General features: G+C 68.5%; 16 protein-coding genes. 10 read left to right on the plus strand and 6 right to left on the minus strand.

Annotation, left to right across the window (positions count from 1 at the left end; translation table 11 throughout):
• Positions 1 to 50: 50 nt before the first annotated feature.
• A complete protein-coding gene (locus PSC72_RS15335; protein ID WP_274322294.1) occupies positions 51 to 1334 on the minus strand; it encodes a DUF4382 domain-containing protein in 1284 nt (427 codons plus the stop codon).
• A 359-nt stretch (positions 1335 to 1693) separates the two neighbouring features.
• Here PSC72_RS15335 and rnz point away from each other — a divergent pair, with 359 nt between their 5' ends.
• The 3 genes from rnz (at position 1694) to PSC72_RS15350 (ending at position 4581) form a co-directional block, all read left to right on the plus strand.
• The gene (gene rnz / locus PSC72_RS15340; protein ID WP_274322295.1) at positions 1694 to 2626 is read left to right on the plus strand and encodes a ribonuclease Z; all 933 of its coding nucleotides are present in this window, start codon (positions 1694 to 1696) and stop codon (positions 2624 to 2626) included.
• Positions 2627 to 2858: 232 nt separating this feature from the next.
• Positions 2859 to 3695, plus strand: a complete 837-nt coding sequence (locus PSC72_RS15345) for an HNH endonuclease (RefSeq protein ID WP_274322296.1) — start codon at positions 2859 to 2861, stop codon at positions 3693 to 3695.
• A gap of 106 nt (positions 3696 to 3801) precedes the next feature.
• Entirely contained in the window at positions 3802 to 4581 is a 780-nt protein-coding gene (locus PSC72_RS15350; protein WP_274322297.1) for a class I SAM-dependent methyltransferase, read from the plus strand.
• Positions 4582 to 4644: 63 nt separating this feature from the next.
• On the opposite strand, the gene PSC72_RS15355 is transcribed toward PSC72_RS15350, so the two are convergent.
• Entirely contained in the window at positions 4645 to 5619 is a 975-nt protein-coding gene (locus tag PSC72_RS15355; protein WP_274322298.1) for an SDR family NAD(P)-dependent oxidoreductase, read from the minus strand.
• Positions 5620 to 5868: 249 nt separating this feature from the next.
• Here PSC72_RS15355 and PSC72_RS15360 point away from each other — a divergent pair, with 249 nt between their 5' ends.
• Positions 5869 to 7323, plus strand: a complete 1455-nt coding sequence (locus tag PSC72_RS15360) for an FAD-dependent oxidoreductase (protein ID WP_274322299.1) — start codon at positions 5869 to 5871, stop codon at positions 7321 to 7323.
• A 28-nt stretch (positions 7324 to 7351) separates the two neighbouring features.
• On the opposite strand, the gene PSC72_RS15365 is transcribed toward PSC72_RS15360, so the two are convergent.
• Positions 7352 to 8323 (minus strand): aldo/keto reductase, encoded by a 972-nt coding sequence (locus tag PSC72_RS15365; protein ID WP_274322300.1) that lies wholly within the window; start codon positions 8321 to 8323, stop codon positions 7352 to 7354.
• A gap of 155 nt (positions 8324 to 8478) precedes the next feature.
• On the opposite strand from PSC72_RS15365, the gene PSC72_RS15370 reads away from it, so the two are divergent.
• Positions 8479 to 8844, plus strand: a complete 366-nt coding sequence (locus PSC72_RS15370) for a hypothetical protein (protein ID WP_274322301.1) — start codon at positions 8479 to 8481, stop codon at positions 8842 to 8844.
• Between the two features lies 1 nt (position 8845).
• Here PSC72_RS15370 and PSC72_RS15375 read toward each other — a convergent pair whose 3' ends face one another.
• Entirely contained in the window at positions 8846 to 9238 is a 393-nt protein-coding gene (locus tag PSC72_RS15375) for a VOC family protein (RefSeq protein WP_274322302.1), read from the minus strand.
• A gap of 159 nt (positions 9239 to 9397) precedes the next feature.
• Here PSC72_RS15375 and PSC72_RS15380 point away from each other — a divergent pair, with 159 nt between their 5' ends.
• The 4 genes from PSC72_RS15380 (at position 9398) to PSC72_RS15395 (ending at position 13127) form a co-directional block, all read left to right on the plus strand.
• Positions 9398 to 10090 (plus strand): class I SAM-dependent methyltransferase, encoded by a 693-nt coding sequence (locus PSC72_RS15380; RefSeq protein ID WP_274322303.1) that lies wholly within the window; start codon positions 9398 to 9400, stop codon positions 10088 to 10090.
• Between the two features lie 68 nt (positions 10091 to 10158).
• Complete coding sequence (locus tag PSC72_RS15385) at positions 10159 to 12138, plus strand: DUF460 domain-containing protein (RefSeq protein WP_274322304.1); 1980 nt, start codon at positions 10159 to 10161, stop codon at positions 12136 to 12138.
• A gap of 77 nt (positions 12139 to 12215) precedes the next feature.
• Positions 12216 to 12641 (plus strand): hypothetical protein, encoded by a 426-nt coding sequence (locus PSC72_RS15390; protein WP_274322305.1) that lies wholly within the window; start codon positions 12216 to 12218, stop codon positions 12639 to 12641.
• Between the two features lie 63 nt (positions 12642 to 12704).
• Positions 12705 to 13127 carry a hypothetical protein gene (locus tag PSC72_RS15395; RefSeq protein WP_274322306.1) on the plus strand — a complete coding sequence of 141 codons (423 nt, stop codon included), beginning with the start codon at positions 12705 to 12707 and terminating at the stop codon, positions 13125 to 13127.
• Positions 13128 to 13166: 39 nt separating this feature from the next.
• Here the strand turns inward: PSC72_RS15395 and PSC72_RS15400 are convergent, their stop codons facing one another.
• Both PSC72_RS15400 and PSC72_RS15405 read right to left on the minus strand, forming a co-directional pair.
• The gene (locus tag PSC72_RS15400; protein WP_274322307.1) at positions 13167 to 13355 is read right to left on the minus strand and encodes a DUF7470 family protein; all 189 of its coding nucleotides are present in this window, start codon (positions 13353 to 13355) and stop codon (positions 13167 to 13169) included.
• A gap of 74 nt (positions 13356 to 13429) precedes the next feature.
• A complete protein-coding gene (locus tag PSC72_RS15405; protein ID WP_274322308.1) occupies positions 13430 to 13843 on the minus strand; it encodes an SCP2 sterol-binding domain-containing protein in 414 nt (137 codons plus the stop codon).
• A gap of 90 nt (positions 13844 to 13933) precedes the next feature.
• Here PSC72_RS15405 and PSC72_RS15410 point away from each other — a divergent pair, with 90 nt between their 5' ends.
• On the plus strand, positions 13934 to 14482 hold the full coding sequence (locus tag PSC72_RS15410) for a hypothetical protein (RefSeq protein WP_274322309.1): 549 nt from the start codon (positions 13934 to 13936) through the stop codon (positions 14480 to 14482).
• Positions 14483 to 14539: the final 57 nt, after the last annotated feature.

Genomic DNA, 14539 nt, shown 5'->3' on the forward strand with positions numbered 1-14539 from the left:
GATCCGGAGTCCGCCCCGCTTCGAAAACCAGCCGGGACTGAGCGCTCGGCTTACGGAGCGGTCGACACCGCGTCGGCACCGCTCAGGCTCGCTGCGCCGCTGCCATTGCCGTTGCCGCTCCCGCCGTCAGCGTTAGTTCCGTCCCTCTCGCCGTCGCGCTCGCTCGCCTCGAACTCGGCTTCGAGTTCCGCCTCGGCGTCGCCTGACTGGACCCCGATTTCCAGCTTCTCGGCGTCGCTCGGGACGCTGACGACGTACTCGCCGTCGGCGTCGGTCGTTCCGACTACCTCACCGTCGACGGTCACCGTCGCGTTCGCGACCGCGCTGCCGTTCTCGGTCACCCGCACGGTGACGTTCTCGCCGGCGGAGACGTTCCCGAGGAACGACGCGTCGATGGTCCGCTCGGCGTCGTCTCGGCCTTCGTCGCCGTTCTTCTCCTTGTCGTCGCGGTCGCCGCTTTCCCCCTTCTCTTCGCGGTCGTCGTTGTTCCCCTCGTCGTCGACTCGCTCGATGGGCACGTCGGTCCCCGACTCGCTCACGACGGGCTTGAGGATGTACTTCCCGCTCTTGCCCGCCTCGTGAACGGTCACGTCGTAGACGAAGTCCACTTCCGAGCCGTTCTCGACGGTGAACTCCGAGTTGAGCTGGAGCTTCTCGCTCGGGAGCTTGACGTTCGCCGAGTCGCCGTTCGTCAGCGTCCCGTTCACCTCGCTCACTTCCATGTGGACCTTGTCGTACTCGCCCGCGGGCAGGTCGAACTGCTGGAGGAGCGTGGCGTTGGCGCCGCGCAACTGCGAGAGGTCGACCTCGGTCGCGTTCACGTCGCGCGTGACCCAGCGGCCGTCTTCGCCCTCGCTCTCGTCGTCTTCGCGGTCGTCGTCTCGTTCGTCGGCGTCGGTTTCGGTTTCGTTCTCGTCGGTTTCGTTCTCGTCGGTCTCGACGGCGGTCGCCGTCTCGTTCGCGTCGCCCGCGTCGGTGCCGTTCTCGGGCGTGACCGCCGCGGTGGCCGTGGACGCGTTGCCCTCGTCGGCCGACTCGTTGTCGGCGGCGTCGACGAGGTGGAACTGCACGGACGAGATCGTGACGTTCAGCCGCTGGAAGTCGTCCATGTCGTTGGGCTCGTCGCTCACGTAGAAGTTGACCGTGCCCGAGTCGGAATCGGCGGTGTCGGTGCCGCCGTCCGTCCCGCCGGCGTCGCCGTCGGTGCCGTCCCCGGCGGCGCCATCGTCACCGTCGCTGTCGGCGACAGTCGACGTCCCCGTCCCCGGCGTCGCCGCACAGCCGGCCGTGACGATCAGGAACGCGGTCGCGAGCGCGACGACAGCGCGCTTCATGCGGACACCCCCGTCCGTCGCGGTCTGTGTCCGCTCGCCGATTCGCTCCCGATTCGTGGTCGGTCTGGCTGTGACATCGTATCCCTCTCTATTACCCGAATACCCATATATAAAGGCGACTCCGAAGCCGGATCAACGCCGATCAACTCGGATTACCGATCGCTTTGCTGCCAACTCGGTGGGGCCGATTTCCGGCGAAACGGTCCCTCGCTGTGGATGAACTGACGAAAACTACTTATACGGCGTTCGTCACCGGCCGAGTTCCGTCCGTCGTCGACGGGCGGTCGGACGGCGAGTCGGTCGCCGTCCGCGGATCGGGATCCGACACGCGTTTACCGGGCGCCCGCCGAGAGGCGGACATGCGCGTGACGTTTCTCGGGACGAGCGGCGCTGTCCCGACCACCCAGCGCAACACGAGCGCGCTGCTGGTCAACCGCGACGGCGACCGCCTCCTCTTCGACTGCGGCGAGGGCACCCAGCGCCAGATGATGCGGTTCAACACCGGCTTCGCCGTCGACCACGTATTCGTCACGCACCTCCACGGCGACCACGTCCTCGGCATCCCCGGCCTGATCCAGACCTTCGACTTCAACGACCGCGAGGACCCGCTGGCCATCCACGCACCCAGCGGCACCCGCGGCCAGGTCGAGAACCTCGTCCACGCCGGCGGCAACGACCCCGCCTTCCCCGTCCGGATCCACCAGGTCGACGCCGGCGACGTCGTCCTCGACCGCGACGAGTACGAGGTCCGCGCCGTCCGCACCGACCACCGCACCAACGCCGTCGGCTACGCCCTCGTCGAGGCCGACCGCAAGGGCCGCTTCGACCGCGAGAAGGCCGAGGAGGAACTCGGCATCCCGCCCGGCCCGAAGTACTCGAAGCTCCACCGCGGCGAACCCGTCGAACACGACGGCCGAACCGTCGAACCCGAGGAGGTCGTCGGCCCGCCGCGACCGGGCCGCCGCCTCGTCTACACCGGCGACACGCGACCGACCGACGCCGTCGCCGCCGCCGCCGAGGACGCCGACCTGCTCGTCCACGACGCCACCTTCGCCAGCGACTGGGCCGACCGCGCCAGGGATACCGCACACTCCACCGCCCGTGAGGCCGCTGCCATCGCCGACCGAGCGGACGCGAAACGGCTCGCGCTCACCCACATCTCGACGCGCTACGCCGGCGACCACACGCCCATCGAGCGCGAGGCCCGCGAGCACTTCGACGGCGACGCCTGGGTCCCCGACGACGGCGAGCGGTTGGAGGTCCCCTTCCCCGACGAAGCCGACGCGGAGTGACACTCCGCGATTTCGGCTACCAATTTTCTGTGATGGCGCGCACTGTCGCGAGTCTCGTTTCTACTAGCGACCGGATCGGAGACTCCCTTTGAGAGATATGTCGAATTTCGCTCCTTAGGAATCTGTGGGCTGTCCGCAGCAACACTACTTCCACTGAGCATATCTGACGCTCAGAAGTAAGTAAACTCGATCTGGCCGAATATTTTATCAATCATTATGGAAATTCTGTGGTATGGGAGTGGTTCGGCGCGAGGGCGACTGGCGGCTAGAAAAGCGGGAAGATGGAGTCTACGAGATTACGTACAACAAGGACCCACAAGAGCGGATTTTAACTCCAGATTATAAGCCGGGGATGATGGATAACTACGGTATCGGGGCGGTCCCCGTTCACAACGTCGAATCGTACTCTGAGGCTGAGGGCCTCTTTGAAGAACGGGCGAACGGCCGTTCGTCTTCGATGAATGCGAATCCTGGTCGCACGTCTCCCAACGGAGGATTTGGAGTACCAAGTGTCCAGAATTCGCAACCGCCTAGCGGCGCCAACACCGCGAAGGTACCTGCTGCTACAGACGATAGTGAACAAGAGCTTCCGCCGGGTGGTGTTGCGCTTGTGATGGTTATCACCGGTGTAGTAGCGATCATGACGAGCGGTATCCAATTCGGATCCATCGTGTTTCTCGTTGGGAGTGGCTTTCTCATCGGGGGGATCGGAATCATCGGATTGGCGTTTTTATCGGCTGAAACGGCTGCAGAAGGGTTTGAGAAACTTCTCACCATTGAAGAGTCGTCCACAGAAGCGAAAGACACCGATGATGGAACCGAGAAGACACCGCCCGCACCGGAGTCGCTCAAGAACGACCTATACTTCGAACGCGCTGATCAACAGTGCGAATGGTGTGGTGAGCAGGTTGATCAGCCTGAAGTCCATCATATCGTACCTCGGAGCGAAGGTGGGCCAAACGACCGGTCGAACCTGATCGTCCTGTGTCCAAATCACCACCGCAAGGCTGACGCTGGGGCGATCTCTCGGTCGAAACTAAAGAGCAAAATTCGCCGAATCGAGAACTAAACCGGCGTTCCATAAGACACCTAAGCCTGTCTCGAAGTGATTAACTGTCAGAATTTCGGCGATCCTGAGAAAGTATATCACACAGAGGACCGACACGATTCAGACGATGCCTCCGGAGGACGACCACCCCATCTCGCGGAGCACGTACGACGAACTCGCGCCGGGGTACGAAGACATCACCGACGCGGCGATCCGCGAGCACTACGAGTGGCCGACGGTCGAGCAGTTGCTCCCGCCGCTCGAAGACCGACGCGTCCTCGACGCGGCCTGCGGCGACGGCTTCTACACGGAGCGACTGGCGGAGGCCGGTGCCGACCCGGTGGGCGTCGACGCCAGTCCGGCGATGGTCCGCCGCGCACGGGAGCGCTTCGATGGCGCCGGATCCGCCGACGAGATACCGATCCACGAGGCCGACCTCACCGACGGGCTCGCCTTCCTCGACGACGCGGCGTTCGACCTCGTTCTGTGCCAGCTCGCGCTCGAACACGTCCGGGACTGGGGGGCGGTCTTCGCGGCGTTCGCTCGCGTCCTGCGACCGGGAGGCCACGTCGTCGTCTCGACGAGCCATCCGGTCCGGGACTACGTCGACGCGGAGTTCTTCGTCCGCGACCACGTCCTCGCCGAGAGCGCTACGTACGGCGATATCGAACGGGTCGACCGCGACTGGGGCGATGAGGACGACCCGTTCGTCGTCCCGTTCTACCGCCGTCCGCTCCAGGCGGTCTTCGAACCGGCGACCGACGCCGGATTGCTGGTCGAGCGAGTCCGCGAGCCCGAGGTGACGGACGTCTTCGCCGAACTCGCGCCGGACCACGCCGCGGCGTTCCGCGAGGGACCGCCGAACTTCCTCTGTCTGCGGTTCCTGAAACCGGCGAACGTCACGTGAGGGGACGGCGCCGGGGGCCGCTTTCGCGCGACAGCGCTGGTCGCTCGCACCGCTGCTGTAGGATCAGGCCCGCTGCGCCCGCTCGGTACCGGCTTCTTCCGTCTCGGCGAGCCCGACCCACTCGACGCTCGCCCGCCAGAGTCGCCGCTGGGCGTCGCGGTCGGTCGCGCCGTCGCCCGGCGCGACCGGCTCGCAGTCGTCGAAGTACTCGCCGGTGACGCCGGTCACGTCTGGCGAGCGAGCCAGGTACGTCTGGGTCTCCGCGGACTCCGCCGGCGAGTCGGTCCGCCCGAGGGCACCGCCGACGACGCCGTAGAGCGACCAGACGAGGCCGAAGACCCGCGCGCTCTCCCGCGTGAGCGCCGTCGTCGGCGAGACGCCCGGGTGGCAGCTGTTGGCGGTCACGCTGTCCGGCAGTCGCTGCGCGAGTTCGGCCGTGAACAGGACGTTCGCGAGCTTCGAGTGGTTGTACGCGTCCATGCCGGACGGTCCCGCTGGCCCGCGGACGCCGTCGAGGTCGAGTACCACGTCCCGGTGCAGGTCCGACGAGACCGTCACGACGCGGGCGGGGTCCCGTTCCCCGTCCGGGGCGTCGCTCGCCCGCAGTTCCCCGGTGGCGGCGAGGCGGTCGGCGAGCAGGTTCGTCAGCAGGAACGGGCCGAGGTGGTTGACGGCGAAGGTCATCTCGACCCCCTCGTCGCTGCCGGGCAGGTCGACGAGGCGGCGCTGGCTCTGGAACGTGCCGGCGTTGTTGACCAGTACGTCCAGTCGGTCGAACTCCGCGGACACCGCCTCGGCCAGGTCGCGGATCGCCGCGGGGTCCGTGAAGTCGGCGGCGTAGAACGCGTGGTCGGTTCCGGGGAGCGAGGCGACCAGCCGCTCGCCCTTCTGGCGGTCCCGGCCGTGGACGAGGACCGTCGCGCCCGTCTCGGCGAGGTTGCGCGCCGTCTCGGCCCCGATGCCGTCTGTCGATCCGGTGACGAGTACGACGTGTCCGTCCCCGAGCGCCGACCCGTCGTCGGTCTCTGCGTGTGTCATTGACACCTCTTGCCGCCCCGGCCTCAAAACTCTCGCCCCGCCGCGGGGGCACATAACTCTCCATGACAGGTGAGGGGAGACAGCTTTGTGGGTCGGGACTGACACTCCTCCCGTGAACGACGTGGTCTCCAGCGCAGCGGCGGGGTGTGTCGCACGGACGGGTCAGTCGGTGGCGTTCGGCGCCGTCGCGGTCGGCGGGCGGCGCGGTCGGCGGTCGGCTCGGTGCTCGGCGGCGCGGGGGCGGTCCGGATGACGCTGGACGCAGTCGACCGGTACGAACCGCGGCGGGTCGGCGCCGTCGGCGACCGCGCGGTGGTCGTCGGCGGGAGCGTCGCCGGCCTCTGCGCGGCGCGCGTCCTCGCCGTCGGCTTCGACGAGGTGGTCGTCGTCGAGCGCGACCCGCTCCCGGACCGCCCGGTCGCCCGCGACGGCGCGCCACAGACCAGCCATCCCCACGCGCTGCTCGCGGCCGGCCAGGCGGCCCTCGAGGACTTCTTCCCCGGGTTCGGCGAGGACCTGGTCGCCGCCGGCGGGCTGATACTCGACGTCACGCGCCAGCTCGTCGAGTACCAGCACGGCGGCTTCGTCGCCGACGGCCCGGAGCGGACGCCCTCCTATTGCGCGAGCAGGCCGCTGTTCGAGCACGTGATCCGCCGCCGCGTCGGCGAACTCGCCCCCGTCCGCCTCCGCGGGGGGTGCCAGTTCGTCGACTACCTGGCCGACGACGGCGCGACGGCGGTGACGGGCGTGCGGGTCCGCGACGGCGGCGGACCCCCGGAGGATCTCGCCGCCGACCTCGTCGTCGACGCGACCGGTCGCGCGAGTCGCACGCCCGAGTGGCTCGCCGAGAACGGCTACCGCGCGCCGCCCGAAGACAGGGTCGAGGTCGACCTGCAGTACAGCTCGCTGCGCATCGAGCGCCCGCCCGACGACCGCCGGATGGTCAGCGTCCCCACCAACGCGCCGCGGACCCGCGGCGCCGTCGTCCTCCCCATCGAGGACGGCCAGTGGGACGTGATCCTCGCCGGGATGTTCGGCGACGGCGCGCCGGACGACCGCGCGGAGGTCCTCGAATTCGCCGACTCCCTGCCGATCGACCTGATCGCGGACCTCCTGCGCGCCCAGCCGTGGGTGTCCGACGGCGTCGCCCGCTACCCCTTCCCGGCGAGTCTCCGCCGCCGCTACGAGGCCCTCGACCGGTTCCCCGACGGCCTGGTCGTCACCGGCGACGCCGTGTCGAGTTTCAACCCCGTCTACGGCCAGGGCATGTCGGTCGCCGCGCTCGACGCGCTCGTGCTCCACCACGCCCTCGCCGACGGCGGCCGCGAGGGGCTCGCTCCCCGCTTTTTCGACGCGGTCGCGCCGGTCCTCGACACCCCCTGGCGGATGGCCGCCGGCGCCGACTACCAGTACGAACAGACCGACGGCTCCCCGTCGCTCGGCACGAAGCTGTTCAACTGGTACTTCACCCGCCTGCTGAAACAGGCCCACGACGACGGCGTCGTCGCCGAGGCCTACGGCGAGGTCGTCGGACTGGAGCGGTCCCCCACCGCACTGCTCAGTCCGCGGGTTCTCGCCCGCGTGCTCCTCCCCGTCGGCGGCGACTGGGTCGACACGGACCCCGGGCGCAGGACGCGAGTTCCGTCCGGGAGCGACGGCTCGGCGAGGGACGACGAACGCGCCGTCGAGCCGCCGTCCCCATAGCCAGCCCTCCCGGACGATTCTGGGAGGCCTACTCGTGCCCGAAGACGGGGACGGGCTCGTAGGGCTCTTCGAGGTAGGCCACGTCGGAACTCGACAGCGACACCTCCAGCGCCTCCACGGCGTCTTCGAGGTGCTCGACGCTCGACGTGCCGACGATGGGGGCGTCGACGTTGTCGTTCTGGAAGTGCCAGGCCAGCGCGATCTGCGCCATCGTGACCCCCTTGTCGGCGGCGAGTTCCTGCACGCGCTCGTTGATCTCCTCGCTGCCGGGCCCCTCGTGATACGGAGTCCCGTAGTCCAGTTCGTGCTCGCCGCGCTCGGTCGCGGTGAACTCCTCGTGCGGTCGCGTCAGGTACCCCGCGCCCAGCGGTGACCACGGGAGGACGCCGACGTCCTCCTTGTCACAGACGGGGTACATCTCCCGTTCCTCCTCGCGGTAGGTCAGGTGGTAGAGGTTCTGCATCGTCTCGAAGCGGACCAACCCCCGTTCGTCGCTGACCTGCAGCGCTTCCTGGAACTGGTGGGCCCACATCGAGGAGGCGCCGATGTGCCGGACCTGCCCCCGGCGGACGGCGTCGTCGAGCGCGCGCAGCGTCGTCTCGATGGGCGTGTCGTAGTCCCAGCGGTGGATCTGGTAGAGGTCGACGGTGTCCATTCCCAACCTATCGAGGGAGTGTTCGAGTTCCTGCTCGATGGTCTTCCGGGAGAGGCCCTCGGCGTTCCTGTGGTCGTTGGCGCCGGAGAAGCGAACTTTGGTGGCGACGACCTGCTCGTCGCGGTCGTAGTGCGACAGCACGTCGCCGAGGATCTCCTCAGACTCGCCCGCCGAGTACGTGTTGGCGGTGTCGAAGAAGTTGACGCCCAGGTCGATGGCGCGCTCGATCAGCTCCTCGCTCTCGTCCTCGTCGAGCATCCAGTCAGCGCCGCTGCCGAAGCTCATGCAGCCGAGACAGATCTTCGAGACCTCCATGCCCGTGGAACCGAGCGTGGTGTACTCCATGGCGGAGTGACGGAGCGATCGGACGTAAAACGACCGACCGCGGAAGCGCGGAACGGTCTGCGACCCCTTCCCGGGCGCAGGCGTCACCTGGGTCACCAGGGTCGTCGCCCGATTCGGCCCCTACTTTGACAATGGGAGGCCGAGAACGCGATGGTATGGTAGCCGGTGACAGGGCCGCCCTGGTCGACGCCCTTCGGGACGCGGCCGGCGACGATCTCCGACTGGCCGCGACCTACGACGAGGACGGCTACGAGGTGTTCTACTCCCGACCGGACGCGGCCGAGCGCGCGGAGAAGTACGCCGACCGGGTCCACGACGAGCTGATCCTCCAGGGGCTCGGCCGGGGGCACCTCGAAGACCTCTTCGCGGCGGGACGCCTGGAGTGTTCGATCCACCGCTTCGAGGAGCTGACGGCCTTCCACTTCGCGACCGGCGAGTTCACCGGCCTGTTCGTCAGCGTCGACTCCGATGCCGACCTGCCCCTCGCGACGTTCGCGGAGACGTGCACGGAGTTCCTCTGAGTCACGCCGCGGTCTTGAACTCCACCGTGTAGCCGACGGGGTCTTCGACGTAGACGCAGGGGTACTCGCCCGTCGCGCCCTCGCGGACCGCCTCGGTGAGCACCTCGGCGTCGGCCGCTTCGACCCGTTCCATCACCTCGTCCATCGACGCGTCCACGAACACCGCGAAGTGGTCGATCGTCTCGCCCGTCGGCTCGGGCACGGTCTCCCGCGGGGAGACGTGGATGATACAGGACGGCCCGAGGCGGACGTAGAAGAACTCGCGCTCGCCGGCGCGATACTCGTCGTAGTACTCCAGGTCGAAGCCCACGTCGTCGCGGTAGAAGCCGACGAAGGCCTCGATCGCCGACTCCGGGACGCGGACGTTGACGTGGTCGATCGCCGTCGCTTTCATGACGACCGGTTCCGGGCGCGGTCATTTCGGTCTTGTGTCTCCGGAGACAGATTCGACGGTCGTTCGTCGCGTCCGCGGTGCGGTGGATCGCCCGCGGAAACCGCTCTCCGGTATCGCCGGCAGTACGACTACTTCACTGGGGATCGATAGTGGGACACGATGACAGATACCACCCACCGCGACGGCTCGACACGGACGAGGGGATCCGCCGGAGCGGATCCGGACCGCGCGGCGCGTCGGCGTGGCTCCCTGGACGATATCCGGACGACGTACGCGGACCAGGCCGACACGGTGGCCCGGATGCGCCCGCTCGATCGACTGCTCGTCGGGCGGTATCGGCGCCGGCTCTTCGACCGGGCGACCGGGCGCGTCCTGGACGTCGCCTGCGGGACGGGAACGAACGCCGAGTACGTGCCCGAGACCGCCGAATACGTCGGCGTCGACGTCAGCCCGGCGATGCTCCGGGAGGCTGACACGGAGCTTCGCCGCCTGGGGCGCGGCGGGACGCTGGCGGAGATGGACGCCGAGGCGCTGGCCTTCCGGGACGACAGCTTCGAGACGGTGATATCGTCGCTCTCGACGTGCACGTTCCCCGACCCGCTCGCCGCGCTGGGCGAGATGAACCGGGTCTGCGAACCCGGCGGGCAGGTCCTGCTCCTCGAACACGGTCGCAGCAGCGTGGAACTGCTCGGTCGGTTCCAGGACTGGCGAGCGGACGCGCACTTCGAGAAACACCGCTGCCGGTGGAACCAGGAACCGCTGACGCTCGTCTCCCGGTCCGACCTCGCGCTCCGCGAGGCGTCGACGAAGCTGCTCGGCGTGGTCACCGCGATCCGGGCCGAACCCGGGTGAGACGGACTCGCCGTGTGGGGGTCCGATCCCGCGCCGGGTTTATATTCGACTGTTGCCTACGCAGGCGTGTGAGCACGCGAACGAGTGCGCTGGACGCGGTCGTCTTCGGGGTGGACGTCCAGAGCGGCGACGTGCGCGGGGACGTCTCCTACGCGCTAGTCGCGTTCGACGGCGAGCACGTCGACCGCGACGTGGTCTCCCGGCGGAAGCTCCGCCGGCTGATCCGCGACGAGGAGCCCGCCATCGTCGCCACCGACAACATGTACGAACTCGCGGAGAACAAGGACGCGCTGGTCCACTTCCTGGGCGAACTCCCCGACGAGACGACGCTGGTGCAGGTCACCGGCGCCGAGCGCCCGGAACCGCTCTCTAGGGTCGCCAACCGCCACGACGTGCCCTACGGCAAGGACCCGATGCAAGAGGCCGAGGCCGCCGCCCGCCTCGCCGCCCGCAACGTCGGCCAGGTCGTCTCGGCGTTCACCGACGAGACGGAGATCAAGGTCTCTCGCGGCCGCTCCACGGGCGGTGGCGGCGGCTGGTCCGAGGACCGCTACACCCGCCGCATCCACGGCTCGGTCAAGAAGCGCACCCGCGAGGTCGAGGCCGACCTGAAGGAGGCGGGTCTCGACTTCGAGCGCGAGGAGACCGAGAAGTACGGCGGGTTCTCGAACGCGATATTCACCGTCGAGGGCCGCCCGCGGGACATCCCGGTCTCGAACGAGCGGGCCGGCGACGTGCGCGTCGAGGTCGAGCGCGTCCGCCGCGACGGCATCGAGTTCCGCCCGCTCGCCAAGCGCCGGGACCACGTCGTCGTCGGCGTCGACCCCGGGACCACCACGGCGGTCGCCATCGTCGGCCTCGACGGCGAGGTGCTGGACGTGCTCAGCACTCGCACGGCCGACAGCGCCGAGGTGACCGAGTGGATCGTCGAGCGCGGCCGACCCGTCATCGTCGCCGCGGACGTGACGCCGATGCCCGAGACCGTCGAGAAACTCCGGCGGAGCTTCGACGCCGCCGGGTGGACGCCCGACCGCGACCTGCCCGTCGACGTGAAACAGCACCGGACCCGCGAGGAGGGTTACGACAACGACCACGAGCGCGACGCCATGGCCGCCGCGTTCGGCGCGTTCGACGCCCACAAGGACCAGTTCGAGCGCATCGCCGCGAAGGTGCCGCCCGGCCAGGAGGTCGGCCCAGTCGTCGCCCGCGTCGTCGCGAACGAGGAGAGCGTCGAGACGGTCCTCGACGACCTGCGCGACGACGGCGGCGAACAGCCCGAGGAGTCCGAGCAGCCCGACAACGAGCAGTCGCCCGAGCAGAAGCGGATCGGCCAGCTCGAATCCCAGGTCGCCCAGCTCCAGTCCCACGTCGAGAACTTGGAGGAGACCATCGCGGAGAAGGACGACGAGATCGACGACTACGAGCGCAAGCTCTCGGAGGCCCGCAGCGAGGCCCGCGTCGAGGCCCGCAAGGACCGCGAGGTCACCCGACTGGAGCGGGAGAACCGCCGCCTGAAGGGCGAGATCGACGAGAAAGACGACCGCATCGACGAACTGGAGGGCAAGTTAGAGCGGCTGAAGACCCTCTGGAAGCTCGACCACTCGAACTTCGCGGACGTCGCCGAGAAGAAACAGGGACTGACGCCGGTCAAGGTCGTCGAGCAGTTCACCAGCGACGCCATCGACGACGCCGACGAGCGGTTCGGCCTCGCCGAGGACGACATCATCCTGTTCCGCGACGCGTCCGGAGCCGGCGCGTCGACGGCCGACAAGATCGTCGATATCGACCCGCAGATCGTCCTCCGCAACGGCGGCCTCTCCGACGTGGCCGACGAGATCCTCTTCAAACACGACGTCCCCGTCGCGCCCGCCGACATGGTGACCGTCCAGGAGGTCGACGAACTGGCGGTCGCCCGCGAGCGGGAGATCGACGAGGCCCTCGCCGACTGGGAAGAGCGCGCCGAGGAGCGCGAACGCGAGCGCAACGCCCAGATGGTCGACCGCCTCATCAGCGAACACCGCGCCGGCGACCGCGGCGAGAGCGACTGAGCTCCGTCGGGCCGACACTGTCCGGATCGCCGCCAGTGCTGTCAAGCTTTTTGTGTGTCGGGCGACCCACACGGGACATGGCAGGGAGACAACACGGGCAAGTGGAGATCGAATCGATCACCGCCGCGACCGGGCTGGGTGTACTCGCGGTCGTCTGCGGCGGCATTTTCCTCGGCGTCCTCAACTCGCTGTTGCACGGTGACGTCTTCGGCGCGTTCGCGGTGCACCGAGTTCAGGGCATGGCGATCGGCCACATCTCGACGGCGGCCGTGATCGGGTCCGTAATGGCGGTGTTCGTCCGCGGCACCAGCCAGGAACTCCTCGCGAAGGCCTCCGCGGTCGTCTACGGCGCCGCGTTCTTCGAGTCGATCCTCGGCGACCTGCTGTCCTCGTCGTTCGGCGTCGGGTTCGGGCTGTTCATCAGCCCGCTCTACTCGGTCCTCACGTTCTTCGGCTACGTCATCGCGTTCCACGTGCTGTTCGAGCGCGACGACCTCCTCTGAGAAGTCGGCCCGGACCACTGGCGGACACGCAGCTTTTTGCCGTCCGGCGACCCGGTGTCGGGCATGCGGCCGCGCCGCCGGACCCGCGCGAGCAGGGCGAGCGAGGAGCGAGCGCACGTCCGCGTCCTCCTCGCGCTCGGCGTCGCCGTCTTCGTCACCCACTGGCTGTATCTCCCGCCCGGCTGGCTCTGGGCCCTCGTCCCCTACCTCGTCGCCGGCGGCCTCGGTCTCCTCGCCGCGGGCGCCGGCTACCGCGGGTTCGGTCCGGCGGCCGGCGCTATCGCCACGAGCGCGCCCGGGCTGGCGCTCGCGCTCCGGAGCGAGTACTGGGCGTTTCACACCGGCTGTTTCCCGCGGCGAGCGGGTCGGAGACGTGCCTGCTCGCGCCGCCGGACGAGACGCGATTCGTCGCCGAACAGCTGCTCACCTCGGTCGCGTTCGTCCTCGTCGTCTGCGGGGTCGGCTACGCCGTCTGTCGCGGCCTGAGAAGCGTCGTCGGCGACCGCGGCGACTGACGCGACGGCCCTACACCATCCCGCCCATGCCGAACGAGGCGAGGACGTTCGTGACGAGGCCGTAGAGGACGAGACCGAGGCCGGCGACGACCAGGCCGATGCCGGCGGCGATCAGCGGGTCGACCCACGCGAGCAGTCCGATGCCGCCGACGATCACGAGTAGGCCGACGATCCCGGCGGCGCCGAGTTTCTTGAGCACGTCTCCCCGTGCTCAGCGGCGGAACTTAACGGTTTCAGTCGCGGCTCCGACGGATCGACCGGCGGCGGCCCGCGTCAGTAGGCGTACTCGGTGTCGACGCTCTGGGCCGCGCGGACGAGTTCCGTGACCGCTTCGCGCCGGTTCAGCAGTCGCATCTCCGAGCCCTCGAACTCGAAGGCCCCGCCCATGACCGCCTCGGTGACCTCGATCTCGTCTTCCAGCAGGTCGACCCACGCCGCGTAGGGCCCCCGCAGACCGAAGTCGTACTCCGCGTTCGGGTCGCTGCCCCGCGCGGCCACGCACGCGCCGTCGGTGATGACGACGGTCAGCGTGATCGGGTTCCCGTCGTAACGCTCGTCCGGGAGGATGTCGAACCGGAAGGTGGCGTCGAACCCCGCCGCCGCCTCGGTGAACGCCTCCCGGTCGTTGAGTTTCGCTTGCAACTGGTCCGCCCACTCGTCCGCGTCGCCCGGCAACGTCGGTGTCATCTTGCCCGTAGTGGCTCGCTCGGCGACTTTGGCGTTTCGGGTCTCGGTTCGTCGTTCTCTGCCCCGCCTCCGCTGACAAAGCACTTACCGATGCATTCGGACGACTGTCATGTGAACCGCAGACAGGTCCTCGCGTCCGCCTCCGCACTCGTCACCTTCGGCGGGTGTGTCGCCGCCCCTGGCTCGTCAGATACCGATTCGCCTGCGCCGACGCCGGCAGGACCCGCGATATCCTGTCCGGAGACGCCCGAGAACCCATCGGTATCGATCCCGCCATGGCCAGAGCGGCCGAACTCGTTCACTGCCGAGACGGCCGGCGAGTTCGCACAGCAGTTCGAGCGCGCGTTCGTCGTCCGACGGACGCTGCGGGAAACTCGTCGTGAGATCGTCTGGATCGACGTCGATACGTCTCCTGGCGGCGAAGCCGGCGTGAGCAGTTCGGGAGACGGGTGGGTCGTCCAGTTCGGCGTCATCGGGCCCAACTATCGCCACCCGCCGACGACGACACCGGACCACGCCGACGGCGGGTTCTACACCGTCAGCTATCTCCTCACCGACGAGCGAGTCGTTCGCGCGACTGGGACCGAGGGCGTCGATCCGATCGAGAACGGGTCCGCGATCCGGTGTCCCCCCTCGTGAGTTCCGAGCGTCTTCGATGTGTTCGCCAAGTGTCGGATCGACCACGGCTACTACAGG

It is taken from the genome of Halosimplex aquaticum, assembly GCF_028747785.1.
Taxonomy (GTDB): domain Archaea; phylum Halobacteriota; class Halobacteria; order Halobacteriales; family Haloarculaceae; genus Halosimplex; species Halosimplex aquaticum.